Here is a 25,844-nt window from a genome sequence, read left to right as displayed (position 1 = left end):
AGCAACCGGCTCCGAGCGTCCCACGATTTGCACGATCGCGTGAAGAATATCCGCGTTTCACCAGGTTCACACCTTATGTCCGCGTGATTCATATTGCGAAGCCATCGTTCACGTCCTATTGTTCGAGCCAGGCACGATTTTGGGTGCGTGGATCGGGATCATATGAAATAAAAGTACATATAACGATGACGCGACGACCTGCGCAAAGTTACACTCCGCCGCCTCAAGGTAAATGCACGAAGCGCCGATAAACAGAACAACTGTAAGGAGACCCACTTATGAGTAGCATCAGCGAGCCGGGCGGCCAACGAGGTTCAGCCCCATTTTTTTCCAAACAGGCCACCGTCGCACAGCCCGGCTTTTCGCGCTGGATGGTGCCCCCCGCGGCGCTCGCCGTGCATCTGTGCATCGGTCAGGCCTATGCGTTCTCGGTATTCAACGGACCGCTGACCAAAGTGATCGGCATCACGCAGTCCGCGCCCGATGACTGGTCGCTGACCGCGCTCGGCTGGATCTTTTCGCTCGCGATCGTGTTCCTCGGTTTGTCGGCGGCATTCGCGGGCAAATGGCTCGAACACGTCGGTCCGCGCCGCACCATGTTCACGGCAGCATGCTGTTTCGGCGGCGGGTTCCTGGTGGCCGCGCTCGGCGTCTATCTGCATCAGATCGTGCTGCTATATCTCGGTTACGGCGTGATCGGCGGGATCGGGCTGGGGCTCGGTTATGTGTCGCCGGTGTCGACGCTGATCCGCTGGTTCCCGGACCGCCGCGGCATGGCGACCGGCATGGCGATCATGGGCTTCGGTGGCGGCGCGATGATCGCGGCGCCGTTGTCGGTCGCGCTGATGAACCACTTTCATAGCGCAACGAGCGTGGGCGTCGCGGAGACCTTCGTCGTGCTCGGCATCGTCTACTTCATCTCGATGACGATCGGCGCGCTCGCGATCCGTGTGCCGCCCGCCGACTGGAAGCCGGCCGGCTGGACGCCGCCCGAAGTCACGCAGCACCGGCTGATCTCGCGCAACCACGTGCATATCGATCAGGCGTTGAAAACACCGCAGTTCTATCTGATCTGGTTCGTGCTGTTCCTGAACGTGACGGCCGGGATCGGCGTTCTCGGCCAGGCCTCGGTGATGATCCAGGAGAGCTTCAAGAACACCGTGACGGCATCGGCTGCGGCCGGCTTCGTCGGATTGCTTTCGCTGTTCAACATGGGTGGACGTTTCGTGTGGTCGTCGGCATCGGACTGGATCGGTCGCAAGAACACCTACGCCATCTTCTTCGTGCTCGGCGCGGTGCTCTACTACCTGGTGCCCAGCTTTGCCGCGAACGGACAGATCGCGCTGTTCGTGCTGACGTACTGCATCATCCTGTCCATGTACGGCGGCGGCTTCGCGACGGTGCCGGCCTATCTCGCCGACATGTTCGGTACGGCGTTCGTCGGCGGCATTCATGGACGGCTCCTGACCGCGTGGGCGGCGGCGGGTGTAGCGGGTCCGGTGCTCGTCAATTACATCCGCGCATATGAAGTCGCGAACGGCGTCGCCAAAGCAGACGCGTACACGATGACCGTGCATATCATGGCCGTGCTGCTCGTAATCGGCTTTATCTGCAACCTGCTGGTCAAGCGTGTGGATGAGAAGCACCACATGACCGATGCACAAGTCGCCAAGGGCGCGTGAGGAGATCCGTATGTCGACCGTTCAAACCGTACATCCGACCAACAAGGTGATGCTCGTGGTGTTCTGGGTGTATGTGATGATTCCGCTTGCCTGGGGGGTGATCAATACGCTGACGCAGGCGATGAAGTTGTTCAAGTGATGACCTGATGGGGTGCGCACCCCGGCCTGGTTGAGGGGCGGGGTGCCGATAGCGCGCCCCGCCTTAGTCTTCCCTCACCGCCCCAACCCGCTATGCGCGATCTGCTGCTCGACGAACTGCGCAAATAACGCATGCATATGCGTCGTCGGATGCAAATCATCGGCGAACATGTAAGTCTGATCCGCATTGGCGCTCACATAGGTCGCCGGCGAACATAGCAGCGCGGTGTCATCGGGAGTTTTCTTCGGATCGCAGGCCTGGCCCGTATTCGACACGGTAAAACCGTTCGCCTGAAAGCTTCCGATGACCTGATTCGTCCACGTGTACGAATCGACCTCGATCACCTTCGACTGCAGCCCATCGGTTTGCAACGCGGTATTCAACGTAGCGTTGAAAAGCTGCGACAACTGCGTGAGGTTCGCGCCACCATCGGCCGAAGCGAGCCCCTTCGGCGACAGCCCGATATTCGGCAGATTGATCACCACCACGTGCGCGCCGCCGTTCTGCACGATCTGCCCGACGAGCTGGGCGAGCGTCGTGGCCGCCGCCTGCACGATCGGCGCCGCGGCGGGCAGGTTGCCGGCGCGGAGCACATCGTTCGCGCCCACCCACACGAGCACGAGCTGATTGGCGTTGAAGCTGCCGTGAGCGCTCAGATAGCTCGACAGTTGCTGATTGACCGGCATTTCGATGTCGCCGATGACGTCGCTCAGATAGTCGTACTGGTTCGCCGGCGTCGCCACCGTCGAGCCCCCTTCCGCATAACCGAAGCCGCTCTGCGCAGTCAGCTTATGCGTGAAATCGATCGTGAACGCGGCGCTGAGCGTATCGCCGTAGTATTGCGCGACCTGCTGGGCCCACACCTGGCCGGGATTGGTCGTGAAACGCCCGCCTCCCACCGCGCTCGCGAGCGGCGCATAAGTCCCGACGTCCGACAGGCTGTCGCCGAACGACACGACCTGCAGCTTGACGCCGCCAGCTGGCTCGGCCGCCGTGCTGCCGCCGCTACTCGACCCGCCGCTGCCGTCACCGCCCCCGCCGCAAGCCGACAGCAACACGATGGACATGGCAAAAACTACAGCGCGGACCTTGTCATTTATTCCTCGCATTTGCTCCTCCTCGTCGGGCGGGCCTGGCGGTGTCGAGTACGTCACCTGCGTGATCGGTGCCGGATTGGCGCCCGATCGCCGACGGCTCTTCGAACAAGCATCACGTATGCCCAGCAAGGAAATGCGGCCCGCTCAAAGCCTCTCGAACACCACCTCCTGCGCGCCTTCCCACAGCACCTTCGTGCCGAGCTCGCGCAGTTTTTCCTTGCCTTCGACGATCGTCAGAAAATGATTGCCCGCGAGTTGCCCCATCTTGCTCGCGAAGCAGCATGAGCCATATGCGAGGATGATCTCGGTCTCGCTATAGCCGCCCGGATAGAACAGGATGTCGCCGACCGATGGATGGCTCGTGTGATTCTCGAAGCCGACCGCGACGCCGTCGTTCTCGAGCTTGAATTCGCCGAGCGGCACCCAGCAGCCCTCACCGCTCCAGCGCACATGGATCAGCTTCTGCCGGTACGGCAGCAGCTTCAGGAACGCGGCCACGGTCTGCGGCGCATCGGGATGGGTTTCGGCGATGAAGGCGTGGCCGCAGGCGGTCATCTTGAGTCGGGTCATGGCGCGTTATCCGGTATGTGGGGTTCAAAAGCGGTTCGATTCTGTCGTCCGATGCAAGGTTTCGACAGATACAGTTGTCGGCGCCGCGGTCAGTCCAGTTAGACCACGTCCGATCGCGGGCGGCCGGCCGAACCGCGAAGCCTTGCGCTACGTGCCATGCCAGTTTGCACCGCGCGCCGCCACGAAAGTTCGTAGTTTGCAAGCCGCGCAATGCAAAGCACACTGCGCGAGTGCGTGATTCCGACTGTAGAAAGGCGAGCCGTTACGACGTGCGCAGGCAAGCATCAGCCGGCGTGCATCTCAACCGCGCAGCCGGTAGGCGAGCGGCGTCGCACCATAGCCACGCTTGAACTGCACGGAGAAATGACTGGCATTCTCGAAGCCAACTTCGAGCGCGATTTGCAGCACGGTTCGATCCGTGGCGCGCAGCAGCCTCGCCGCTTCCTCGAGCCGCAAGCGCGTCACGAACTGATGCGGCGTCTCACCGGTCTCGCGGCGAAACACCCGAGCAAAATGAAAACTGCTTAGGCCGGCCTGCTCGGCCAGTTCGGCGATCGCCAGATCTTCGGCGAGATTGGTGCGGATGTAGTCGGTCACTCGGCGGATCCGGCGCGGCACCAGCCGTTCGGGCCGCGTCGCGCCGCCGCGCCGCGCGGCGTTGCCGCTCGAATAGTGCTGCAGCAGGTGCGCGGCGAGCGCGTGAGCCAGCGTATCGACATACAGACGCGAATCGGCCGGATCGCGGGCGGCGCGATGCAGCGCGGCAAGCATCGCGGCGATCAGCGGATCGTTGAAGCGCATCGCGTCGCCGAGCGACAGTTCACGCGACGCGTCGAGCCCCATCTGTTGCGCGACGCTGTCGATCAACTCGGGCTCGATGTGCACGTGCAACGTAGACAACGGCTCGTCGCTGATCGAATGCCAGCGCCACGAGATCGGCGCGGGCGGCACGAACCACAGGTCGTTCACGCGCATATCGGCGCTTTCCCAAGCACCGCCGAGGTTGCGTTCGAGATGCTCGGCGCCGCTCGCGAGCGTCATCAGCGTGAAGTCGCGCAAACCGGGCGCTTCGAGCAGGTCTTGCCGCACCGGCTCGAGATACGAGCGCAGCACCAGATGCCGCCACTCGCGATCCACGCTCGACACGAGTCGCTGGCCGGCCATGTAGCGGTCGTAGGCGAGCGTCGTTGTGAGCTTGGGAATTCGTGCCATCACATCCCCTCGAAGGAGGTGCCGTATGGAAGGAGAAACGCCGCCGTACCTGTATTGCCGGTCCACTGTCAGCGCAAGATCACGAAAATGATAGCAAGGAACCGGCTACCGACATTTCACGAAATCGCTAATCATTGAGGTTGTCGTCTTTCACGCGTTTAGAACGCCGGAGCTACCGTTTCATGGAACATGAATGCGATACGCTGCCGCAATGGCTGACCGGCTCGCCGCAAGGCGAAGCCGGGCACGCGTCGGCAGCACACCCGAGAGCGGCATCCGCCCAACCGGCTTACCCGGCCGGCGCGCGGCACGCCGCGAAATCAGCCCACGCGGCTGAAGCAGTGAAGATGTCTCCCCGCGCCGCGAATGGTGCGGTGCGCAGTGGCTTTCTCACTCTGTTCACCGAGGAAGAGATCGGCACACCGTCGCCCGCGGCGCGGCGTTCCGCGCCGCTGATCAGTCCGCTCGGACGGTTCGGCAGCGCGCAGGACCGCATGGAGTTCGTGCGTCAGCGCATCAGGCAATTGGGCTTCGACTCGTTCAGCTATACCGCCACGCGCACGTCGTCGCATCACAAGACGATGTTCGTGTTGACGAGCTACGAATCGCAGGCATGGCTCACGCGCTATTTCCGCGAGCGCTATTTCGAGCTGGACCCGCGCGTCGCGCTCGCGTCGCCGACCGGCATGCCGTTTCTGTGGAATACCGCCGACCTGCGCGCCGATCTGCCGCGCGCGCAGCTGCGCAGCGAGCGGCTCGGCGCGCTGATCGACATGCTGGAGGCGACCGGCCGCAAGAGCGGCATTCTCACGCAGATGCCGCTGCCAGAGCCGGAGCTGAGCGCGAGCCTGTGCTTCAATTCGGAGATCGGCAACCCACGCTGGATGACCGAATCGATCGTCGCGGAAACGCTGATGTTCGCGCACTCGATTCATGAGTTCATCTGGATGCACGCGAAAAGCGTGATCGGCATCGCGCCCGCGCAGCAGCAGTGCATCGCGCTGAGCAAGCTGCAGCACGCGGTGCTGAAGGCGGTCATGCAGGGGCAGCGCGACAAGGAAATCGCGTATTTCCTCGGGCTGTCGCCGCATAACGTCGACTATCATCTGCGGCGCTTGCGGCAGCTGTTCAACGTGCGCAACCGCGTGCAGTTGATCAATGTCGCGCAGGCGTATCTGTCGTAGTCGGCGACTCCGCGTATCGATGAAGAGGGCGCGACGGCTTTTCGCTGTCGCGCCCTCTGCCAATCGCGCGGTCTTATCAGCTTTTCAATCGATAGCCGGTCCTGAAGATCCAGCCGACGATCACGAGGAACACCGCGAGGAACAGCAGTGTCATGCCGAGACTCAGGCCGACGCCGACGTCGCCCAACTCGTAGAAACTCCAGCGAAATCCGCTGACCAGATAAACGATCGGATTGAACAGCGTGACGGCGTGCCAGAACGGCGGCAGCATGTCCACCGAATAGAAGGCGCCGCCGAGAAACGTGAGCGGCGTGACGATCAGGAGCGGCACCAGTTGCAGTTTCTCGAAGCTGTCGGCCCAGATGCCGATGATGAAGCCGAGCAGACTGAACGTGACCGCCGTCAGCACGAGAAACAGCACCATCCAGAATGGATGCATGATCTGCAACGGCACGAACAGCGCGGCGGTCGCGAGAATGATGAGCCCGAGCAGGATCGACTTGGTGGCCGCCGCGCCCACATAGCTGACGACGATCTCCAGATACGATACGGGCGCCGACAGCAGCTCGTAGATCGTGCCCGTGAAACGCGGGAAGTAAATCCCGAATGACGCGTTCGCGACGCTTTGCGACAGCAGCGACAACATGATCAGACCCGGTACGATGAACGCGCCGTAGCTGATGCCCTCCACTTCCTTGATACGCGAGCCGATCGCCGAGCCGAACACGACGAAGTACAGCGACGTGGAAATCACCGGCGCGATGATGCTTTGCATCAGCGTGCGCCACGTGCGCGCCATTTCGAACTGGTAGATCGCGCGCATTGCGTAGATGTTCATGGGTTCCCCCGCAGCAGACTGACGAAAATGTCTTCGAGCGAACTCTGCGTGGTATGCAGGTCCTTGAAGCGAATACCGGCGTCGTCGAGCGATTTCAGCAGCGCGATGATGTCGGTGCGCCCGCCCTCGCCTTCATAGGTGTAGGTCAGTTCGTTGCCGCCGTTCGCGACCGCGAGCCCGTAGCCGGCGAGCGAAGCCGGCACCGTGTCGAGGGGGCTCTCCAGTTGCAGCGTCAACTGCTTCGTGCCGAGCTTGCGCATCAGCTCGGTCTTCTCTTCGACCAGCATGATTTCGCCCGCGTTGATCACGCCGATGCGGTCGGCCATCTCCTCGGCTTCGTCGATGTAATGCGTGGTCAGGATAATCGTCACGCCGCTCGCCGCGAGCGAGCGCACGAGCTTCCACATGTCGCGCCGCAGCTCGACGTCGACGCCGGCGGTCGGTTCGTCGAGAAACAGCACGCGCGGCTCGTGCGACAGCGCCTTCGCGATCAGCACGCGCCGCTTCATGCCGCCCGACAGCGTGATGATCTTGTTGTCGCGCTTCTCCCATAGCGACAGGTCGCGCAGCACTTTCTCGATGTAAGCGGGGTTCTTCGGCTTGCCGAACAGGCCGCGGCTGAACGACACGGTGGCCCAGACGGTTTCGAACGCGTCCGTGGTCAACTCCTGCGGCACGAGGCCGATCAGCGAGCGAACCGCGCGATAGTTGGAGCCGATGTCGTGGCCGTCCACCGTCACGCCGCCTTCGCTTGCGTTGACGATGCCGCAGACGATGCTGATCAGCGTGGTCTTGCCCGCGCCATTCGGCCCGAGCAGCGCGAAGATTTCTCCACGGTGGATCGCCAGATTGATGTTCTTCAGTGCCTGAAAACCGCTGGCATAGGTTTTCGACAGATTCGTGACCGAAACGATTGGCTGCATGGACTCGATGATGGCAGACACCGCTGTTGAATGACAGGAAACGGCGCGAAGGAACGCGCCGCATCCGCAATGTAATGGAAAGTGCGAAAGCGTGCAGCGGCGATTTCCCTGCGGCGCAAGACATTTCGGCCCTGATGGGTCGGGGCGCAGACCGAGGCTCGGCGCGGCGATCCGGCGCGCGCATGACGCGCGCCGACGGCTTTTTACGCCGAGGCGCTGCGGTGCGCGCCCGGGAAGCGGCTTGCAATCACGTTCGACAGATTCACGCCGAGGTTTCAGCGACGTGAAAGCCCCCCAAGGCACACCCCTTGCGACGCCTGCATCACATCAACCCTTTTCGTGGAGGTAAATCATGAAACGCATGACCAGGACGATTTTTGCTTCCGCGCTCGTGATAGCGTTGTCGGGCGGCGTGTACGCGCAGGCGGGCGGCGGTGCGGGTGGCGGTGCCGGCGGTAGTGCGGGAGGCGCGGGCGGCGGTGCTGCCGGCGGCATGAGCGGCGGTGGCGGGGCCGGCAACGGCATCGGCGCCGGTGGCGGCACGACCGGCGGCGCAGCGGGTACGGCCACCCCGGGCGTTGGCCCCGGCTCGGTCCGCACGCCGGGCAACACCGGCTCCGGCTACGGTTCGCCAGGTGTGACCGGCACTGGCGGCGGCATGGGCACCGGCACCGGCGCGACCCCGAATAGCCCGGCGACCAATGGTTCGACGGGCGGCATGGGTAATAACATGAACAACGGCATGCGCAGCGGAACCGGCAACGGCATGAACAACGGCATGAACAACGGCACGATGCAGAACGGGCAGTAACTGCTGTCGGGCTTCGTCGGGCGACGCGGTATCGAGTTGCCGCGTCGCCGTTTTCTTGCGCGGCTCGCCGGTCAAACAGGCGCTGCGACGACTCAGACCTCAGGGCTGCGCACAGACAAAACTACTCGCCAGATTTTCATTGCCTCTGCCGACATAGCGCGGAAACCCGGGATAGCGGCACAGCGGCCGCGAGCGTCCATTCGTCGCCGCGGCGAGATCTGTGGCCATCAGCGTTTCGGGTGCGACGCCGCGCGTGACCCACGCGTCGAGCGCGCCGAGCAGATCGACCGATGGAATGAACACGCCGTTGCCATGCTGAAACCCCGGCACCATGTACAGCCGCGATGAAGCGATCGACTTCGCCCTTGCCGAAACGCGCGACTAGCGCGTCGTGATATGCGATCGTCTGGTTCGGGCTGATCACTTCGTCGGCGAGACCCTGCAGCGTGATCAGCTTGCCGCCGCGCGCGATATAACGCGACAGGTCGGGATTCATCGAGCCGATCGTGCCCGACAGCGCGATCAGTTGCGCGCGATATTTGCCGGGGCGTTGCGGATCGAACGTCAACGAATCGAAGTCCGCATCGCGCGCGACGAAGTAGCGCAGATAGCCGTCGCCTTGCGCGAACAGATAGCCGTTCGCATAGAACGTCGGCACCGGTTGACGCCGCGGCTGATGCGCGAGCCCGAGCGAGCCGGTCAGTTGCGTGCCCTGGAACACGTTGTAGCCGCGATAGCCGCTCACGTCCCACGCGAGCCGATACGGCAGCGACAGCCCGTCGCGCATCGCCAGCAAGGTGGCCCGTTGCGCGTCGGTCAGACACGCATCGTCAAATGAAGGGCGCAGCGCGCAACGCAGCGAATCGATAATTTTCGCTTCGTGCGCGCGACATGCTTCGACGTCGCTGACGATACCGTCCGCCATGCCGTCGAGCCGGTCGCATACCTCGAGCGTGCGTTGATAGACGCGTTCGAGCAGCGCCGGCGGCACGAAGCCGCCCGGCGTACCGTACTCGGCCTGGCCGAGCTTCACGCCGATCAGCCGCACGCCGGAAAAATTCAGCGCGGGCGCATTGGCGATCACGCCGTCGTAGTCGTCGGGGAAGCGCTGCATCACCGTGTAGCCTTCGCGGCCCCCCGTCGAGCCGCCGGCAAAATACATGCGCTGCGGCGGCCTGCCGTACGCGTGCGCGATCAACGCGAGCGCGACGTCATGGGTTTTCTTCAGATGCGCGTAGCCGAAGTTCGTCACCGCTTCATCGACGAGACCAAACGCCGCGAGCGACGAATCGCCGACATGCCCCGAGTCGTCACCGAACGTCGCGTAGCCTTGCGCGAGCGGCGCGCGATCCGGCGAGAACGGCATCACGCCGGTGCCGCTGACAACCACGCCGTTGTACCCGCCGCCGCCGATCTGCAACGCACGGCCATTCCACCGACGCGGCAGATTCAGATCGAAGCGGATGTCGGGTGTCGTCCGATTCAGTGCCTTGATGCGGCCCGTGATGCGGCAATACTCGCCGCCTTGCTGATTGCCGGGCGCGGTCGCGCCGATCATCGCCGCGCTTTCGATCAGCGCGCCGGCCGTCGGCATCTCGATCAATTCGGGCGACAGCACCGCGCCCGCGAACTCCGCGCAGTGCATCGCGAACGGTGTCTCTTTGGCCTGCGCGGCCGTGCGATGCATCGCGAGCCACGCGAGCACGACGACGCTCATCACGGTTGCAAGTCCAACGAGCTTGCGCGTCGTGCGCATCGTGGTCGTGATGCGCCCGCGGCGCTCGCCTCGTGTCATCCGCAACCCGCGCCGTTCGCCTGTGCGCCCGACTGCTGCCCTTTCCAGCCGCTCCAGCCGCGCGCGATCATCAGCAGCGCGCCGATCGCCGCGAGGTCGCCGCCGAGCCCGACCAGCACCGCGCGAAAACCGTGAAACGTGTGCGGTGTCGCCGTGTCGATGATCAACGACACGAGCGTGCCGGTGACGAAGCACACGAGTCCGGTGCGCCCCACCGTCACGACGGCGGGCAGCCGCCTCGCTAGCCACGCGACACTGCCCATCCGCACGAACTGGGCGGCGAGCCACGCGATGACGATGAAATTGATCACACGTTCCACTGAAAGATTCTGCTTGTGCGTGCCGGGCAATGGCTGCGTCAGCACGAAAAGTTTGACCATCGCGAAGCCAAGCACCGCGACCACCGCGACGCGCGTGAGCCACTGCGCGGCATAGCTCGCATGAAAACGTTCGCTGATCGGCTGCACGCGGCACACCATACCGAGCATGAACATCAGCTGCCACGCAAACGGATTAAAAGCCCAGTCGGCGACATCGTCAATGCTGAATAACGCGGCAAGCGGCCGCGCGACGGCCCACACCGCGACGCTCGCCGCGAGCGCGAGCGATGCGGAGCGGCGCGCGAGCGGCACCATCACGGGCACGCATAGCGCGAACAGCACGTACATCGGCAGCACGCTGGACAGATACGGTTGCCGGCGCAACAGCGCGATATCGAATGCTTGACGCCATGGCTGCAACGCGAATGGCGGCCAGCCGGTCATTTCTACCATCGGCCGGTTCAGATCGAGCAGCGCGAGAATCGCGCCGGACACGAGCGTCAGCATCGCCGTCAACAGATACGCGCGATAGATCTCCCCGCAGCGTTTGACGAAGCGCAGTTGCGCCGCGTGTTCGCCGCGATGCGCAAGCACCGCCGTATACGCCGCCGCCGATGCATAGCCGCCGAGAAACACGAACACCTCGGCCGAATCGCATAACGCGTACGCGTGCAGCATCAGATGCGATAGCGTGCTGCCGGGAATGTGATCGAGCACGATGACGATCAGCACGACACCGCGAAAGAAATCGACTTCGACCGATCGTCCACGGCCACGGCTTGGGGTTTCCATTCGTCTTCTCGAAGAATGCGCGCTGGCGGCACGCAAGAACGTGAATGGCCACGCATCAGCGTGCCGTCCTGTGCGAACAACAAAAGACCCAATCGTTCAATGCATCACCTATGACGCAGGCGAAGGCGCTGACGAGTCGCCTCTAATGTTCGCTTTTCACAACGGCTATCTGAAATGGAGTCGTTGGCGACTGGTAATACTCGGCGCGTCTTTAGCGAACACGCGGAAAGTTTTGCGGCTTTTCATGCACGGAACAGGGACACCCGTCTTCATGGATGGACGCGAGCCTCGAAAATAAATCATCGAACCCGCGCTGCGATTTTTTTCGCATTTTTTCCCCGTACGATGTTTTCGTGCTTTTCCGCCGCTTTGCGAATAGAGGTTTATGAAAAACAGAATTGCCGGATTCGATGGATTGCGCGCGATCGCCGTGCTGATGGTGTTTCTGCAGCATCGACTCTTCGGCGACATCGGCGAAATCGGGCATCTCGGCGTGTGGATCTTCTTTGCGCTGAGCGGCTTCCTGATCATCGGCATCCTGTCGTCGCGGCGCGCGCGCATCGAAGAGGGCGACAGCGGTTTCCGCACCGAACTCGGACGCTTTCTGTTTCGTCGCACGGTGCGCATCTTTCCGATCTATTACCTGATGCTCGTCGTGATGTGCGTGCTGATGGCATTCGGCCTCGCGAATCCGGAACTGGCGAGCGGCATGCCGTTTCACTTCGCGTATTTGTCCAACTTCTGGATCGGCTCGGTGCTGCGCTACTGGCCGGGCCGCTATTCGCACTTGTGGAGCCTCGCGATCGAGGAGCAGTTCTATCTCGTCGTGGCGCCGCTTTTGCTGCTCCTCGCGACACGGCGACATCGAGCGGCATGTTGGGCGATCGTGGCGCTCGGCCTTGCCGCGCTGTTCGCGATGCGCGCCGCGCATTGGGATGAGATCACGATCTATACGCACCCGTTGAGCAATGTATGGTTGCTCGCGTTGGGCGGCATCGGTGGTCTGGTGATCGAGGACGATCGCGGCCGCGTGCGTGCCTGGCTCGGTCATGGCCTGACGCTGTTCGCGCTGAGTCTGGTCGTGATCGGTTTGTGCGCGGCCGAGCCGAAGTGGAACATGCTCGACGATCCCTTGCTGTTTACTGCGATCAGCGCAACGTACGGGATCGGTATCGCGGCGCTGGTGGCTTCGATCGCGTGTTGCCGCAATGCTGCCGTGATGGGTCTGCTACAGACGCGTTGGCTCGCCGGTCTTGGGCGTATCAGTTACGGCTTCTATCTGTATCACAACCTGATCCCCGATCTGACGCGTAACCGTCACGCCGAGGCGTTGTTTGACGGCAGCGTGCCGATGTGGGCACATATGCTTGGCATCGTCGCGTCGTTTGCGATTTCGCTTGGCATTGCGGTGCTGTCGTGGCGATTGATCGAGGCGCCGATTCTGCGAGTGAAGACGCGTGGCGAATCGGTATTGAACGCGGCGGAGAACGTCGCTTCCGACGTAGCCTGAAAGATCGAACCAGGTCGCCGATCTATCCGGTTACGCGCCTCACGCTATCATTCGGCGTCACCACCCGGCCGCGCCTCATCTGACGCACTCCACAGGACCGAACCGGCCAAACGAAAGAAGAACACGATGCGCGAGGCGCTTTCTAGCGATGCCGCCCGACCCGGGATCGTCGGACTTCGCGTAGCGCATCATCTGGCCCGTCAAGCCGCCGCGGGCTCGTGCACGATCTTCAGCGTGCTCTTGTGCTCGGCGATGAGCCGATAAACGGTGTCCCCGGGTACGGTCTCGTGCTCGAGCAACTGGTCCGAAATGTCGCGCAGTACCGGCTCGTACGCGCGCAGTAGCCCGTAGCAAAGTTCGTTGAGCTCCTTGAGCAGCACGTTCGCATGCTCGATTGCGCTCTTCATTTGCAGGCCCGCGTACTGCGACGGCAGCGCCGCGAGACTGAACAAATCGCCGTCGCTGTTGAAGCCGAACTTCGACACCATGTCGAGGCTGATACGCGAGGCCTCCTGCAAGTCCGACGCGGCGCCGCTCGATGCTTCAGAGAACATCAGAATCTCCGCGTTGCGTCCGCCGAGCAGCACCTGGATTTCGTTGCGGATTTCCGTTTCGCGGTACAGGTGCTTGTCCTGCGCCTTCGTGATCAGCGCGACGCCAAGCGCGCCGCCACGCGGCAGGATGGTCACTTCCTCGAGCACGCCGGTGTCAAGCAGCGCGGCGACCAGACCGTGCCCCGCCTCATGCACCGCGATGCGCTTGCGCTCGTCGTCGGTGAGCGCGCGCTCGGCGCCGCTCACGTCGCCGATGCGCGCGATCTTGATCGCTTCCATGAAATGCTTCGCGGCGATTTCGTTATCGCCCGCCTTGCGCGCGATCAGCCCCGCCTGATTCACGACCATCGCGACGGTGGCCGGCGACAGTCCAGTCGTCAAACGCGCGAGCTGGTCGTAGTCGATATCCGCCGCTTTCGACTTCAGCCGCTGCGCGTAGAAACGGAAAATCTTGGCGCGATCCTCGCGATCCGGCAGACGCACCTGCACCGTGCGATCGAAACGGCCGGGACGGCGCAATGCTTCGTCGAGATTGTCGGGATGGTTGGTCGCGGCCACGACGATCACGCCCTCGTTCGACTCGAAGCCGTCCATCTCCGCGAGCAGTTGGTTGATGATTCGGTTGCTTTCGGCTTCGACCGGACCGCCGCCGGTATCGGTTCGTTTCGCGAGACCGTCCGCTTCGTCGATGAAGATGACCGTCGGCGCGTTCTTGCGCGCGAGTTCGAACAGGTGCCGCACCTTCTGGATACCGACACCGTAGTACTTCGCACTGAAATAGCTGCCCGTGATCGAAATGAAGTTCGCGCCGCATTCGCCGGCCAGCGCCTGAGCGAGCCGCGTCTTGCCGACGCCGGGCGCGCCGACCATCAGGATGCCGCACGGCGCGCGCACGCCCAGCGACGAGAACTGCTTCGGATCGGACAGGTAACCGCGAATGTCGGCGAGCGCGGCCTTCGCTTCGTTCGCGCCGATCACGTCGTCGAAACGCAGCGTCGGTGTTTCGCTGAGCAGCTTCGCGCCGCCCTTCATCTCGCGTCGCATGAACCACGCCATGCCGCCGATCAGGGCGAGCGGCAGCAGCACGCTCAGCGCGTCGCGGAACTGTTCGAACAGTTGGGTCCAGCGTGCGCCGTCGCTGTGGATGTCGACGTCGGGCAGCCATACGAGCTGATACGCGGCGGCGTCGGAGCGCTCGCCCAGCAGCAGAGCGTGCGAGAAGGTTGCGTTGTGATCGGTGACGAAGTACTTCGAGCCGTCATGCAGCGATACCAGAATCGCGTTGGGACTCACCCCGATCGCCGCGACGTTGGTGTCGTGAATGTCGCGCAGCATCGTCGACGCATCCTTCTCCGCATGCGTCCACGCGGATGCATCGTGACGCATCTGGCTCGCGATACCGGTCAGCGCCGGCGCCTGCAGCTCGGCGCGTTGCTGGACATACCAGACGCCCCAACCTACCAACACCGCGATCAGCACCGCCACCGCCGCCACCGCAATTTTGCGTGCGCGCTTTTTACCAAGCGAATTGTTTCCCGGCTTCATGAGTCATTTCCAAAATGCGGACTTGAACAAGCCCTTACTTAATCAAGCTGTCTGTCAAAATTACCTGTCGAAATCGGAGGCGGAGTCTGCGGAAAATCGGCTGGGGCGAAGCGCCACACGGCGAGGCTCAAAAGACAATTCGGAAGGACTGTGCGTCCCGGTGAACCGCGTTAGCCGAAGGCAGTATGCCAGCGGTACGCGTCTGTCAAATCCGCGGAAAAGGCCTTTTTGTACCGTCGATCCAGCCATCGACACGCCGGAAGGGGACGCGGCAAGCGCGCGTAAGGCGTCGCCGCCTTGGCTCCGCGCACAGTTTATCAGCGTAAAAAGCGGCGCGTGTTTTTAAATGTCTATATCTAACCGCACCCCAATTAAAATCAGTCACAATTACTGACTAAATCGCCATTTAGACGGACCTAAACGATCCGAAAATGGGCCACGATTAAGTCAGGATTTTGGGAATCAGCTGGCAATACCGGCGGATGAGCGACGGTTCTCTGCGGACCCGTTCGCGGCATCGACGGTTCTTTCCTACGCTGCACTCAGGAGGTTCGACTATGCAGCGGGCTGAAACCCCTTCCTTCGCGGCGTCGCTCGACGCGGGTCTGAGCGGCGCGACGCGCGTGTATTTCATCGTCGGCGATCCGATTGCGCAGGTGCGCTCGCCAACCGGCGTGACCGCCGCGTTGCGTTCGGCCGGCCGCGATGCGCTGGTGGTGCCCGCGCACGTCGCGCCCGCCGATCTGCCGGCTTTTTTCGCGGGCATCGCGCCGATGCGCAACGTCGACGGCGTGATCATCACGGTGCCGCACAAATTCGCCGCGTCGAGCTATTGCGCGACGCTCGCCGAAGAAGCCGCGTTCCTTGGCGCGGTCAACACGCTGCGCCGCAACGCCGATGGCGGCTGGCATGGCGGCATGTTCGACGGCACCGGCTTCGTCGCGGCGCTCGTCGCGGCGGACTGCGAACTACAGGGCAAGCGCGCGCTGCTGGTCGGCGCGGGCGGCGCGGGCTCGGCGATCGGCCATGCGCTGATTCAGCGCGGCGTCGGCTCGCTCGACGTGCGCGACAACGAAGTCGAACGCACCGGCTCGCTGACCGCACGGCTCAATGCGCTCGGCCGAGGCACGGCGCGCGGTGCGGCGGCCGACCTCGACCCGAGTACGTATGACGTGGTCGTCAACGCGTCGCCGCTCGGCATGCGCGCGGGCGATTCGTTGCCGATCGACGTCGCGCGCTTGCCGGCCACGACTTATGTCGGCGATGTCGTAACGAAACCGCCACTTACGCCGCTGATCGAAGCCGCGCGCGCGGTTGCCCGACCGTGACGGGCACGCAGATGTTCGAACGCGCGTGTGATCGGATGGTGGAGTTCTTTCTGAACACGCCGACGTCTGCGTAACGGCGCGAAGAAACCAGGCGCGCGCTGCTACACTGGCGCGAAATTGCCGTGCCGGAGATCCCACACGGCATGCACGAGGCGTGGCGCGAACCTGCGCCGCGTTCACATCGCCCTCTGCGCGCCAATCCATGCTTCGATTCGACAACCTCAGCAAGCGCTATAGCGACCGCGTCCTGTTCGAAGGACTGCACTTCGACGCGACGTCCGGCTGCGTCGCATTGAACGATGAATCCGGCAGCGGCAAATCGACGTTGCTCGCCATCCTCGCCGGCGCGCTCGAACCCGACAGCGGCGACGTATGGCTCGGCGGTCATTCGCTGCGCGCCGCGCCGCATGCCGCGCAAGCGCTGCTCACGTATGTGCCGGAAGACAGCATGAGCTGGCCCGATCAGACCGGCCGCAATTATCTGCGGCAGGTTGCGGCGGCGCGGCACACCGCGCTGACCGACGATGTGCTCGCGCTCGCCGGACGCTTGGGCCTCGCGCCGCATCTGGACAAACGTTTCGAGCAGATGTCGTATGGCAGCCGCAAAAAGGTGTTTCTGACGGCGGCCGCGCTCGGCGAAACCCGCGTGCTGATCGCCGACGAACCGGCCGGCGGACTCGACGCGTCGGCGCGCGCGGCGCTCGCCGAGCTGTTCAGAACGCTCGGCACGACGCGCACGGTGTTTTTCACGAGTTACGACGAAGCGTTCACGCAAGCCTGCGAGGCGACGAGTGTCTGTTTCGCGGACCTCGCGAGGGGCATTTGAGCTAGAGCGATCCTGCGGGTCATGCGGGCCGGGCGCGAGCGTTGAATCCTCAGATCGCCACACAAATCTTGCCGAAGTGCGCACCCGATGCCTCGTGCCGGAACGCGTCGGCGAGCTTGTCCAGCGCGAACGTGCTGTCGATCACCGGCTTGATGCCAGTGGTCTCGAGCGCGCGCACCATATCGATCTGATCCTGCCGGCTGCCGACGATCAGCCCTTGCAGACGCTGTTGCCGCGCCATCAGATGCGCGGTCGGCACCTGGCCCGCGCGGCCGGTCAGCACGCCGATCAGCGCGATGTGCCCGCCGATGCGGCATGCGGTGATCGACTGCGGCAGCGTGCCGGGACCACCCACCTCGACCACGTGATCGACGCCGCGCCCGTTGGTGATGTGACGCACTTCTTTGCCCCACTCGGGATTGTCGCGATAGTTGATCGTATGGTCGGCACCCAGTTCGCGCAGCTTCGCGAGCTTCGCATTCGACGACGACGTCGCGATCACCGACGCCCCCATCGCCTTCGCCATCTGCAAGCCGAAGATCGACACGCCGCCAGTGCCGAGCACGAGCACGCTGCTGCCTGCCTTCAACTGACCATCGACGACCAGCGCGCGCCACGCAGTCAGCCCCGCCGTGGTCAGCGTCGCCGCTTCGGCGTGGCTGTAGCCGGCCGGTGCATGCGTGAAGTAGTGGCTCGGCAGCACGACGACTTCGCGCGCGTAGCCGTCGACGCCGTCGCCGGGGGTGGTCGAAAAATCGCCGATCGCGGGCGAACCGTTTTCCCAGTGTGGGAAGAAGCAAGACACGACGTGATCGCCGGCCTTGAATTCGCGCACGCCTGCGCCGACCGCTTCGACGACGCCCGCGCCATCGGCCATCGGGATGCGGCCCGCTTCGGCCGGCAGATTGCCGCAGACGACGCCGTAGTCGTGGTAGTTCAACGAACTAGCGCGAATGCGCACGCGAATCTGCCCGGCCTCGGGCTGACCGGGATCGGCGAGATCGACGACTTGCAGGCTATCGACTGTGGCGGGCGAACCGATTCTGACGGCTTTCATGTTTTCGATCCTTGGTGAGTGGTGCGCTGCCGTGAGCAGCTCGATGTCAACGCGCGATGCGCGTCGGATGTGCATGCGCCATGCCCGCGCGAATGCGAACAGGCATGCAGGCGCCGCGCGAGCACCGCGCTATTTGACGGTCTGGATGACTTCGAAGCCTTCGAATTCCGGGTGGCCGAGATACAGCACGCGGTTTTCGTTACCGGCACTGCGATGCGCGGCACGAAACGCGTCGGACTTCGTCCATGCCTCGAACGATCCATGGTCGCGCCAGATCGTATGGCTCGAATAGAGGACGTGATCGTCCTTGCGCGGTCCCTTCAGCAAATGAAATTCCACGAACCCCGGCACCTCTTTCAGATGGGTGTCGCGCGTGGTCCACAGATGTTCGAAGGCGTCCTCGGAGCCAGGCGCCACCTTGAAGCGGTTCATCGCGATGTACATGCTGTCAGCCTCGTTGAGTGAGTGATGCTGCCCATGATGCTGGATTGGTCATCCGGTCGCGTTTCATTATAGGCGTGCATTGCTTTGCCTTCGCTTGACCTTACCACGGTGGGAAGCGACACGATGTCCGACGTGACCGTTAGAATCGCGCGGATCACGTCGCCATCTCTTCAACAACGGAAAATCAATATGAAAAACGTTCGCGCGTTGCGCGCTCTCTGTGTGTTCGGCGGTTTGGCATTCGCGGCGGCGGCATTGCCCGCTCACGCGCAACATCAGGGGATGCCCGGCATGGACATGGCGGATTCGGCGCATACCGACGCGGGCGCATCGACGCAAGCCTTCAAGGCCGCCGACGAGCGCATGATGCATGACATGAGCGCCCCCGAATACACCGGCGACGCCGACCGGGATTTCGTCGCGCACATGATCCCGCATCACCAGGGCGCGATCGAGATGGCGCAGGCGGAGTTGAAATACGGCAAGGACCCGGAGATCAAGCGGCTCGCGCGCAACATCATCAAGGCGCAGCATGACGAGATCGCGTTCATGCGGCGCTGGCAGGAAAAGCATGGCGGCAAGTAACGCAGCGTAAGCATCACCAGCGTGGCTGCTTGCGCAACAGCGGCGTCATCGCGATCAGACCGATGATCGGCCCTGGCAGCAGCAGCCACGCGACGCGCACGTCGAGCGCGTGAAATACGCTAGTCGACCACAGGATCGAGCATGCGGACAGGAAAAAGCCGAAGCTGTTCTGCAGCGTCAGCGCGCCGCCGATCTTGTCGGCGGGACAGGCCTTCACGGACAGCGCCGAAAACTGCGGCGAATCGGCGATCACGCTGATGCCCCACACGAGTAGTAACCCGAGCTGCGCGGCGGTGCCGAGCCCGGTGGTCAGCGGATAAATCGCGCACAGCGTGCCCGATGTCGTCAGCGCAAGCGCGGCGGTGCGCGCGCTGCCGACCGACTGGCTGAGCCTGCCGCCGAACAGGCAGCCGAGCGCGCCGATCGCGATGATCAGGAACGACCACAACGCGACGGTGCCCGGCGTCGCCGGCGCCCCGCTCGCGAACGCGCGCTGCACGAGCAGCGGCGTCAGCGTCCAGAACGCGTACAACTCCCACATGTGACCGAAATAGCCGAGCGCGGCCGAGCGAAACTCGCTGATGCGCACGACCTGCCCGACGCCCGCCGACAAACCGAAGCGTCGGTTGCCCGAGCGCCGCGCGTGCGGCCCTTCGCCGAGCACCAACACCAGCAGCGCGCCGATCACCGCGAGTCCCGACGAAGTGAGCACCACGGTTTGCCACGGCACGCTCGACAGCAACGCACGAATCGCATGCACCGAGGCCGTGCCGAGCGTCAGCATCGCAACGAGCAACGCGAGCGTCTGCGCGGCGCGGCGCGGGTCCCACGTAACGAGCAGCTTCATGCCGAGCGGATAGATGCCCGCGAGCGCGACGCCAACGCCGAAGCGGAACACGAGCGCCGACGCGAGCCCGCTGCTGCACAGCGCGAACAGCGCATTCAAGGTCGCGCCGAGCACGCCGCAGACGGCGAACACCTTGCTCGCCGACACGCGATCCGCGAGTCCGGTAGTCGCCGACAGCAAGGTCCCGACAATAAAGCCAGCCTGCACCGCATTCGTCAGCCAGCCGATGTCAGACGCGCTCAGTTGCCAGGCGATCTGCAGATCGCGCATCGCGCCGTTCGCGCTGAACCACAACGATGTACCGAGCAATTGCGCAATCGCGATCACGAGCACCGCGCGTCTCGCGCGCGCGATGTCGTGCGCCGCGTCGCCGGACTTCGTTGCGTCGGCGTCCAGCCTTTTCTGCATCGTGGCTCCTCTGCGTCGGGACTGAGTCGGCCGCCGGGCGTGGTTATGGGAGCGGCCGTTTCGAGCGGCCATTGTAGACGACACGTCGGTTCGCATCGGCCGCGTTAAGCAATGCGTCGACCGGTTCGATCGCGATCAGTGCTGCGGCCTGCTCTACATAGCCTTCCGTGCCGCTGACGTTGACCGACATCAGCGCCGCCTCAGCCCTGTTGCGGTATCCTGACCCACCCCTCCATCAACACGCGCGCGCTGCGGCTCATGATCGCCTTCGTGACAACCCACTCGCCGTCCTGCAGACTCGCCTGCGCGCCGACGCGCAACGTGCCCGACGGATGCCCGAAGCGCACCGACTCACGCTCGCCGCCGCCCGCCGCCCGATTGACGAGCGTGCCCGCGATCGCCGCCGCGGTGCCGATCGCGACCGCCGCCGTGCCCATCATCGCGTGATGCAGCTTGCCCATCGACATCGCGCGCACCAACAGGTCGACGTCGCCCGCGCGCACCGGCTTGCCGCTCGACGCCACGTAATCGACCGGCTTCGCGACGAATGCGACCTTCGGCGTGTGCTGCCGCGTCGCGATCTCGTCCAGATGTTTGATTAGCCCCATGCGCAGCGCGCCATGCGCGCGAATCGTCTCGAACATCGCGAGCGCCTTCCCGTCGCTATTGATCGCGTCCTGCAACTCGGTGCCCTTGTAGCCGATCGCCTCGGCGTTGATGAAGATCGTCGGGATGCCCGCGTTGATCATCGTCGCCTTCAACGTGCCGACGCCCGGCACTTCCAGGTCGTCGACGAGGTTGCCGGTCGGGAACATCGCGCCGCCCGCGCCCTCTTCGTCGGCGGCCGGGTCCATGAATTCGAGCGGCACTTCGGCGGCCGGAAAGGTCACGCCGTCGAGTTCGAAGTGGCCGGTTTCCTGCACCGCGCCATCGCTCATCGGCACGTGCGCGACGATCGTCTTGCCGATATTGGCCTGCCAGATACGCACGATCGCGACGCCGTCACGCGGCACGCGGCCCGCATCGACAAGGCCCGCGCTGATCGCGAACGGTCCCACCGCGGCCGACAGGTTGCCGCAATTGCCGCTCCAGTCGACGAACGCCTTGTCGATCGACACCTGCCCGAACAGATAGTCGATGTCGTGATCGGGCCGGCTGCTGCGCGAAACGATCACGGTCTTGCTGGTGCTCGACGTAGCGCCGCCCATGCCGTCGATCTGCTTGCCGTACGGATCGGGACTGCCGATCACGCGCATCAGCAGCGCGTCGCGCGCGGCGCCCGGTCGCTGCGCGGCCTCGGGCAGATCATGCAGACGGAAAAACACGCCCTTGCTGGTGCCGCCGCGCATATAGGTGGCCGGAATCTTGATCTGGGGAAGGTGGGCCATGAAGGTGTCCTGAGGTGACATGTTCTTTGATGAAGGGCGATGCGGCCCGTCAAGCCGCATCGCCCTGGTCTGTTGCGACGTTCACTGCAAAACGCGCGTCTACGCGTCAAGCCGCCGCTCTGGTCGACTCGAGAAAGTCCTGCGCGAAACGCTGCAGCACGCCACCGGCTTCGTAGATCGACCCCTCTTCGGCCGTATCGAGCCGGCACGTCACCAGCACTTCGACGCGCTCGCCGTTGCGGCGATGAATCACCAGCGTCAGATCGGCGCGCGGCTTGCGCTCGCCGATCACATCGAACGTTTCGGTGCCGTCGATGCCGAGCGTCAGGCGATTCACGCCGGGCTTGAATTCGAGCGGCAACACGCCCATGCCGACGAGGTTCGTGCGGTGAATCCGCTCGAAGCCTTCCGCGACGATCGCTTCGGTGCCGGCCAGCCGCACGCCCTTCGCGGCCCAGTCGCGCGACGAACCCTGGCCATAGTCGGCGCCCGCGATCACGATCAGCGGCTGCTTGCGCTCCATATACGTTTCGATCGCTTCCCACATGCGCGTGACCTTGCCTTCGGGCTCGATACGGGCGAGCGAACCGGCCTTCACCTGGCCGTTCTCGACCACCATCTCGTTCTTCAGCGTCGGGTTCGCGAAGGTCGCGCGCTGCGCGGTCAAGTGATCGCCGCGGTGCGTCGCGTACGAATTGAAGTCCTCTTCGGGCAGGCCCATTTTCGTCAGGTATTCGCCGGCCGCGCTGTCGGGCAGAATCGCGTTCGACGGCGACAGGTGGTCCGTCGTGATGTTGTCGCCGAGCACGGCCAACGCGCGCATACCCTTCAGCGTTCGCTCGCCGGCGAGCGCGCCTTCCCAGTACGGCGGACGGCGAATATAGGTGCTTTCTTCGCGCCAGTCGTACAGCGGGTCGGCCTTCGCGCCTGTGTCGGGGGAGACCGCGAACATCGGTTCATACACTTTGCGGAATTGCTCGGGCTTCACGCTCGCGGCGACGATCGCATCGATCTCCGCATCCGACGGCCACAGATCTTTCAGGGTGACCGCATGACCGTTCGCATCGACGCCGAGCACGTCCTTCTCGATGTCGAAGCGGATCGTGCCCGCGATCGCATAGGCGACGACCAGCGGCGGCGACGCGAGAAAAGCCTGCTTCGCGTACGGATGGATGCGGCCGTCGAAGTTGCGGTTGCCCGACAGCACGGCGGTCGCATACAGATCGCGCTCGATCACCTCCTTCTGGATCACCGGGTCCAACGCACCGGACATGCCGTTGCACGACGTGCACGCATACGCGACCACGCCGAAGCCGAGCTGTTCGAGTTCAGGCAGGAGCCCTGCCTCTTCCAGATACAGCGTGACCGCCTTCGAGCCCGGCGCGAGCGAGCTCTTGACCCACGGCTTGCGAATGAGTCCGCGCCGATTCGCGTTACGTGCGACCAGGCCCGCCGCGATCATGTTGCGCGGATTGTTCGTGTTGGTGCAGCTCGTGATCGCGGCGATGATCACCGCGCCGTCCGGCATCAGACCGGGCTCGTTCTCGACCTTGCCGCTGACGCCGCGCGCGGCCAGCTCCGACACCGGCAAGCGGCGATGCGGATTCGACGGCCCCGCGAGCGTGCGCACCACGCTCGACAGATCGAACTTGAGCACGCGCTCGTATTCGGCGTGCTTCAGCGTATCGGCCCACAAGCCGGTTTGCTTCGCATACGTTTCCACGAGTTTGACGAGCTCGTCGTCGCGGCCGGTCAGCTTCAGATAGCGGATCGTCTGCTCGTCGATGTAGAACATCGCGGCGGTTGCGCCGAACTCGGGCGCCATGTTCGCGATCGTCGCGCGATCGCCCAGCGTCAAATTCGCCGCGCCCTCTCCGTAAAACTCGAGGTACGCGCCGACCACCTTCTCTTTGCGCAAAAACTCGGTCAACGACAGAACCACGTCGGTCGCGGTAATTCCCTCGCCCGGCTTGCCGCTCAGCTCCACGCCGACGATATCGGGCAGCCGCATGTACGACGCGCGGCCGAGCATCACGCTCTCCGCTTCGAGGCCGCCGACGCCGATCGCGATCACGCCGAGCGCATCGACCATCGGCGTATGCGAGTCGGTGCCGACCAGCGTGTCAGGAAACGCGACACCGTCCTTCACCTGTACGACCGGGCTCATGCGTTCGAGGTTGATCTGATGCAGGATGCCGTTGCCCGGCGGAATCACGTCGACGTTGCGGAACGCACGCTTGGTCCAGTTGATGAAATGGAAGCGGTCTTCGTTGCGGCGATCTTCGATCGCGCGATTCTTCGCGAACGCGTCCGGATCGAAACCGCCGCACTCAACGGCCAGCGAGTGATCGACGACCAGTTGCGTCGGCACCACCGGATTCACGAGCGCCGGATCGCCGCCTTGCGCGGCGATCGCATCGCGCAGACCCGCCAGATCGACGAGCGCGGTCTGGCCGAGAATGTCGTGGCACACGACGCGCGCCGGGAACCACGGAAAATCGAGCTCGCGCTTGCGCTCGATGATCTGTTTCAGCGAAGCGGTCAGCGTCACCGGATCGCAGCGGCGCACCAGGTTTTCGGCGAGCACGCGCGACGTGTACGGCAGCTTGTCGTAGGCGCCGGATTTGATTGCGTCGACCGCGGCACGCGTATCGAAGAAGTCGAGCTTGGTGCCCGGAAGGCGTTTGCGGTTGGCAGTATTCATGGCGTAGGGACAGGACGGTTATCGGCCGCCGGACAGGATGCCGGCGGCGTCCGGCGGCGCTTCTCGCGCGCGGCCGGTTGGACAGTGCAGGCAGTTTAGCTCGCTGCTCGCGTCAAACGCGCTTCGCCAGCGGCACGAACGGCAGATCGTCCGGACCGGTGTAATTCGCGCTCGGACGGATGATCTTGTTGTCGACGCGCTGCTCGATGATGTGCGCGCTCCAGCCTGCCGTACGCGAGATCACGAACAGCGGGGTGAACATCGCGGTCGGCACGCCCATCATGTGATACGACACCGCGCTGAACCAGTCGAGGTTCGGGAACATCTTCTTCGCGTCCCACATCACCGATTCGAGCCGTTCGGCGATCGAGAACAGTTTCGTGTTGCCCGCTTCCTTCGACAGCTTCTTCGCGACTTCCTTGATGATCTTGTTGCGTGGGTCCGAGATCGTGTACACCGGATGGCCAAAGCCGATCACGACTTCCTTGTTCTCGACGCGGCGGCGGATGTCGGCTTCGGCTTCGTCAGGCGTCTGGTAACGCGACTGGATTTCGAACGCGGCTTCATTGGCGCCGCCGTGTTTCGGGCCGCGCAGCGCGCCGATCGCGCCGGTGACCGCCGAGTACATGTCCGAGCCCGTGCCCGCGATCACGCGGCCGGTGAACGTCGACGCGTTGAACTCGTGCTCCGCGTACAGGTTCAGCGACACGTGCATCGCATCGACCCACGCCTTCGACGGCTCGACGCCATGCAGCAGATGCAGGAAATGACCGCCGATCGAATCGTCGTCGGTTTCGACCTCGATGCGCTTGCCGTTGTGCGAGTAGTGATACCAGTACAGCAGCATCGAGCCGAGCGAGGCCATCAGCTTGTCGGCGATATCGCGCGCGCCGGGCAGGTTGTGATCGTCTTTCTCCGGCAGCACGGTGCCGAGCACCGACACGCCGGTGCGCATCACGTCCATCGGATGCGCGGCGGCCGGAATCCATTCGAGTGCGGCTTTCACGTTGGCGGGCAGGCCGCGCATCGACTTCAGCTTCGTCTTGTACGCGGTCAGTTCGGCCTGGGTCGGCAGCTTGCCGTGGACCAGCAGATAAGCGATCTCCTCGAATTCGCACGCCTCGGCGATGTCGAGAATGTCATAGCCGCGATAGTGCAGATCGTTGCCGGTCTTGCCGACCGTGCACAGCGCGGTGTTGCCCGCGGTCACGCCCGACAGCGCGACGGATTTTTTCGGTTTGAAAGCGCCTGCGTTCGGCGTGCTGTTGTCTGCTTCGCTCATCGA

At 63.8% G+C, this 25,844-nt stretch carries 21 protein-coding genes and 2 pseudogenes; 8 read left to right on the top strand and 15 right to left on the bottom strand.

Translation table 11 applies throughout. The features are described 5' to 3' along the window. The first annotated feature begins 278 nt into the window (after positions 1–278). Both OKW45_RS02405 and OKW45_RS02400 read left to right on the top strand, forming a co-directional pair. The gene (locus tag OKW45_RS02405) at positions 279–1,682 is read left to right on the top strand and encodes an L-lactate MFS transporter (protein ID WP_018424719.1); all 1,404 of its coding nucleotides are present in this window, start codon (positions 279–281) and stop codon (positions 1,680–1,682) included. 10 nt (positions 1,683–1,692) lie between these two features. After that, positions 1,693–1,821 (top strand): MFS transporter small subunit, encoded by a 129-nt coding sequence (locus OKW45_RS02400; RefSeq protein ID WP_018424718.1) that lies wholly within the window; start codon positions 1,693–1,695, stop codon positions 1,819–1,821. 74 nt (positions 1,822–1,895) lie between these two features. On the opposite strand, the gene OKW45_RS02395 is transcribed toward OKW45_RS02400, so the two are convergent. The 3 genes from OKW45_RS02395 to OKW45_RS02385 form a co-directional block, all read right to left on the bottom strand. After that, positions 1,896–2,930, bottom strand: a complete 1,035-nt coding sequence (locus OKW45_RS02395) for an SGNH/GDSL hydrolase family protein (RefSeq protein ID WP_429465677.1) — start codon at positions 2,928–2,930, stop codon at positions 1,896–1,898. 132 nt (positions 2,931–3,062) lie between these two features. Continuing rightward, positions 3,063–3,488 (bottom strand): DUF3830 family protein, encoded by a 426-nt coding sequence (locus OKW45_RS02390; RefSeq protein ID WP_018424716.1) that lies wholly within the window; start codon positions 3,486–3,488, stop codon positions 3,063–3,065. Between the two features lie 300 nt (positions 3,489–3,788). Continuing rightward, positions 3,789–4,700, bottom strand: coding sequence for an AraC family transcriptional regulator (locus OKW45_RS02385; RefSeq protein WP_429465675.1), 912 nt, complete (start codon positions 4,698–4,700; stop codon positions 3,789–3,791). 182 nt (positions 4,701–4,882) lie between these two features. Between OKW45_RS02385 and OKW45_RS02380 the strand changes: the two genes are divergently transcribed. Continuing rightward, positions 4,883–5,884 carry a helix-turn-helix transcriptional regulator gene (locus tag OKW45_RS02380; protein ID WP_429465673.1) on the top strand — a complete coding sequence of 334 codons (1,002 nt, stop codon included), beginning with the start codon at positions 4,883–4,885 and terminating at the stop codon, positions 5,882–5,884. A gap of 76 nt (positions 5,885–5,960) precedes the next feature. Here the strand turns inward: OKW45_RS02380 and OKW45_RS02375 are convergent, their stop codons facing one another. Both OKW45_RS02375 and OKW45_RS02370 read right to left on the bottom strand, forming a co-directional pair. Next, on the bottom strand, positions 5,961–6,722 hold the full coding sequence (locus tag OKW45_RS02375) for an ABC transporter permease (RefSeq protein WP_429465671.1): 762 nt from the start codon (positions 6,720–6,722) through the stop codon (positions 5,961–5,963). Then, positions 6,719–7,645 carry an ABC transporter ATP-binding protein gene (locus OKW45_RS02370; RefSeq protein ID WP_018424712.1) on the bottom strand — a complete coding sequence of 309 codons (927 nt, stop codon included), beginning with the start codon at positions 7,643–7,645 and terminating at the stop codon, positions 6,719–6,721. Before OKW45_RS02370 ends, OKW45_RS02375 begins: the two co-directional genes overlap by 4 nt. Before the next feature lie 352 nt (positions 7,646–7,997). On the opposite strand from OKW45_RS02370, the gene OKW45_RS02365 reads away from it, so the two are divergent. Continuing rightward, positions 7,998–8,456, top strand: coding sequence for a hypothetical protein (locus OKW45_RS02365; protein ID WP_184010637.1), 459 nt, complete (start codon positions 7,998–8,000; stop codon positions 8,454–8,456). A 99-nt stretch (positions 8,457–8,555) separates the two neighbouring features. Here the strand turns inward: OKW45_RS02365 and OKW45_RS02360 are convergent. Next, a pseudogene (locus OKW45_RS02360) lies at positions 8,556–10,173 on the bottom strand (tannase/feruloyl esterase family alpha/beta hydrolase). Positions 10,174–10,247: 74 nt separating this feature from the next. Next, complete coding sequence (locus OKW45_RS02355) at positions 10,248–11,363, bottom strand: OpgC domain-containing protein (protein WP_429465669.1); 1,116 nt, start codon at positions 11,361–11,363, stop codon at positions 10,248–10,250. Between the two features lie 385 nt (positions 11,364–11,748). On the opposite strand from OKW45_RS02355, the gene OKW45_RS02350 reads away from it, so the two are divergent. After that, positions 11,749–12,873 carry an acyltransferase family protein gene (locus tag OKW45_RS02350; RefSeq protein ID WP_429465667.1) on the top strand — a complete coding sequence of 375 codons (1,125 nt, stop codon included), beginning with the start codon at positions 11,749–11,751 and terminating at the stop codon, positions 12,871–12,873. A 200-nt stretch (positions 12,874–13,073) separates the two neighbouring features. On the opposite strand, the gene OKW45_RS02345 is transcribed toward OKW45_RS02350, so the two are convergent. Then, the gene (locus tag OKW45_RS02345; RefSeq protein WP_429465665.1) at positions 13,074–14,972 is read right to left on the bottom strand and encodes an ATP-dependent metallopeptidase FtsH/Yme1/Tma family protein; all 1,899 of its coding nucleotides are present in this window, start codon (positions 14,970–14,972) and stop codon (positions 13,074–13,076) included. Between the two features lie 557 nt (positions 14,973–15,529). Here OKW45_RS02345 and OKW45_RS02340 point away from each other — a divergent pair. Then, positions 15,530–16,374 (top strand): annotated as a pseudogene (locus OKW45_RS02340) (shikimate dehydrogenase family protein). Between the two features lie 128 nt (positions 16,375–16,502). Then, the gene (locus tag OKW45_RS02335; RefSeq protein ID WP_429465663.1) at positions 16,503–17,126 is read left to right on the top strand and encodes an ABC transporter ATP-binding protein; all 624 of its coding nucleotides are present in this window, start codon (positions 16,503–16,505) and stop codon (positions 17,124–17,126) included. A 49-nt stretch (positions 17,127–17,175) separates the two neighbouring features. Here the strand turns inward: OKW45_RS02335 and OKW45_RS02330 are convergent, their stop codons facing one another. Together OKW45_RS02330 and hmuQ are read right to left on the bottom strand one after the other, a co-directional pair. Further along, entirely contained in the window at positions 17,176–18,183 is a 1,008-nt protein-coding gene (locus tag OKW45_RS02330) for a zinc-dependent alcohol dehydrogenase family protein (RefSeq protein ID WP_026226572.1), read from the bottom strand. Positions 18,184–18,312: 129 nt separating this feature from the next. Further along, positions 18,313–18,627 carry a heme-degrading protein HmuQ gene (hmuQ, locus tag OKW45_RS02325; RefSeq protein WP_018424703.1) on the bottom strand — a complete coding sequence of 105 codons (315 nt, stop codon included), beginning with the start codon at positions 18,625–18,627 and terminating at the stop codon, positions 18,313–18,315. A 189-nt stretch (positions 18,628–18,816) separates the two neighbouring features. On the opposite strand from hmuQ, the gene copM reads away from it, so the two are divergent. Further along, on the top strand, positions 18,817–19,212 hold the full coding sequence (gene copM, locus OKW45_RS02320) for a CopM family metallochaperone (RefSeq protein WP_429465661.1): 396 nt from the start codon (positions 18,817–18,819) through the stop codon (positions 19,210–19,212). A 13-nt stretch (positions 19,213–19,225) separates the two neighbouring features. Here copM and OKW45_RS02315 read toward each other — a convergent pair whose 3' ends face one another. The 5 genes from OKW45_RS02315 to prpC all read right to left on the bottom strand — a co-directional run bounded on the left by OKW45_RS02315 (position 19,226) and on the right by prpC (position 25,841). Beyond that, positions 19,226–20,467, bottom strand: a complete 1,242-nt coding sequence (locus OKW45_RS02315) for an MFS transporter (RefSeq protein ID WP_429465659.1) — start codon at positions 20,465–20,467, stop codon at positions 19,226–19,228. 43 nt (positions 20,468–20,510) lie between these two features. After that, positions 20,511–20,657, bottom strand: a complete 147-nt coding sequence (locus OKW45_RS02310; RefSeq protein ID WP_429465657.1) for a hypothetical protein — start codon at positions 20,655–20,657, stop codon at positions 20,511–20,513. Between the two features lie 10 nt (positions 20,658–20,667). Next, positions 20,668–21,855: a 2-methylaconitate cis-trans isomerase PrpF gene (gene prpF / locus OKW45_RS02305; protein WP_429465654.1), complete on the bottom strand. Its 1,188-nt coding sequence runs from the start codon at positions 21,853–21,855 to the stop codon at positions 20,668–20,670. A gap of 106 nt (positions 21,856–21,961) precedes the next feature. Then, positions 21,962–24,559 carry a Fe/S-dependent 2-methylisocitrate dehydratase AcnD gene (gene acnD, locus OKW45_RS02300; RefSeq protein ID WP_429465653.1) on the bottom strand — a complete coding sequence of 866 codons (2,598 nt, stop codon included), beginning with the start codon at positions 24,557–24,559 and terminating at the stop codon, positions 21,962–21,964. Positions 24,560–24,671: 112 nt separating this feature from the next. Continuing rightward, positions 24,672–25,841 (bottom strand): bifunctional 2-methylcitrate synthase/citrate synthase, encoded by a 1,170-nt coding sequence (prpC, locus tag OKW45_RS02295; RefSeq protein ID WP_090809234.1) that lies wholly within the window; start codon positions 25,839–25,841, stop codon positions 24,672–24,674. Positions 25,842–25,844 lie beyond the last annotated feature (3 nt).

The organism is Paraburkholderia lebeckiae (assembly GCF_050436225.1).
Classification (GTDB): Bacteria; Pseudomonadota; Gammaproteobacteria; order Burkholderiales; family Burkholderiaceae; genus Paraburkholderia; species Paraburkholderia tuberum.
Note: the sequence above shows the minus strand (reverse complement) of the source record. Positions and strands in the feature narration are given on the sequence as shown.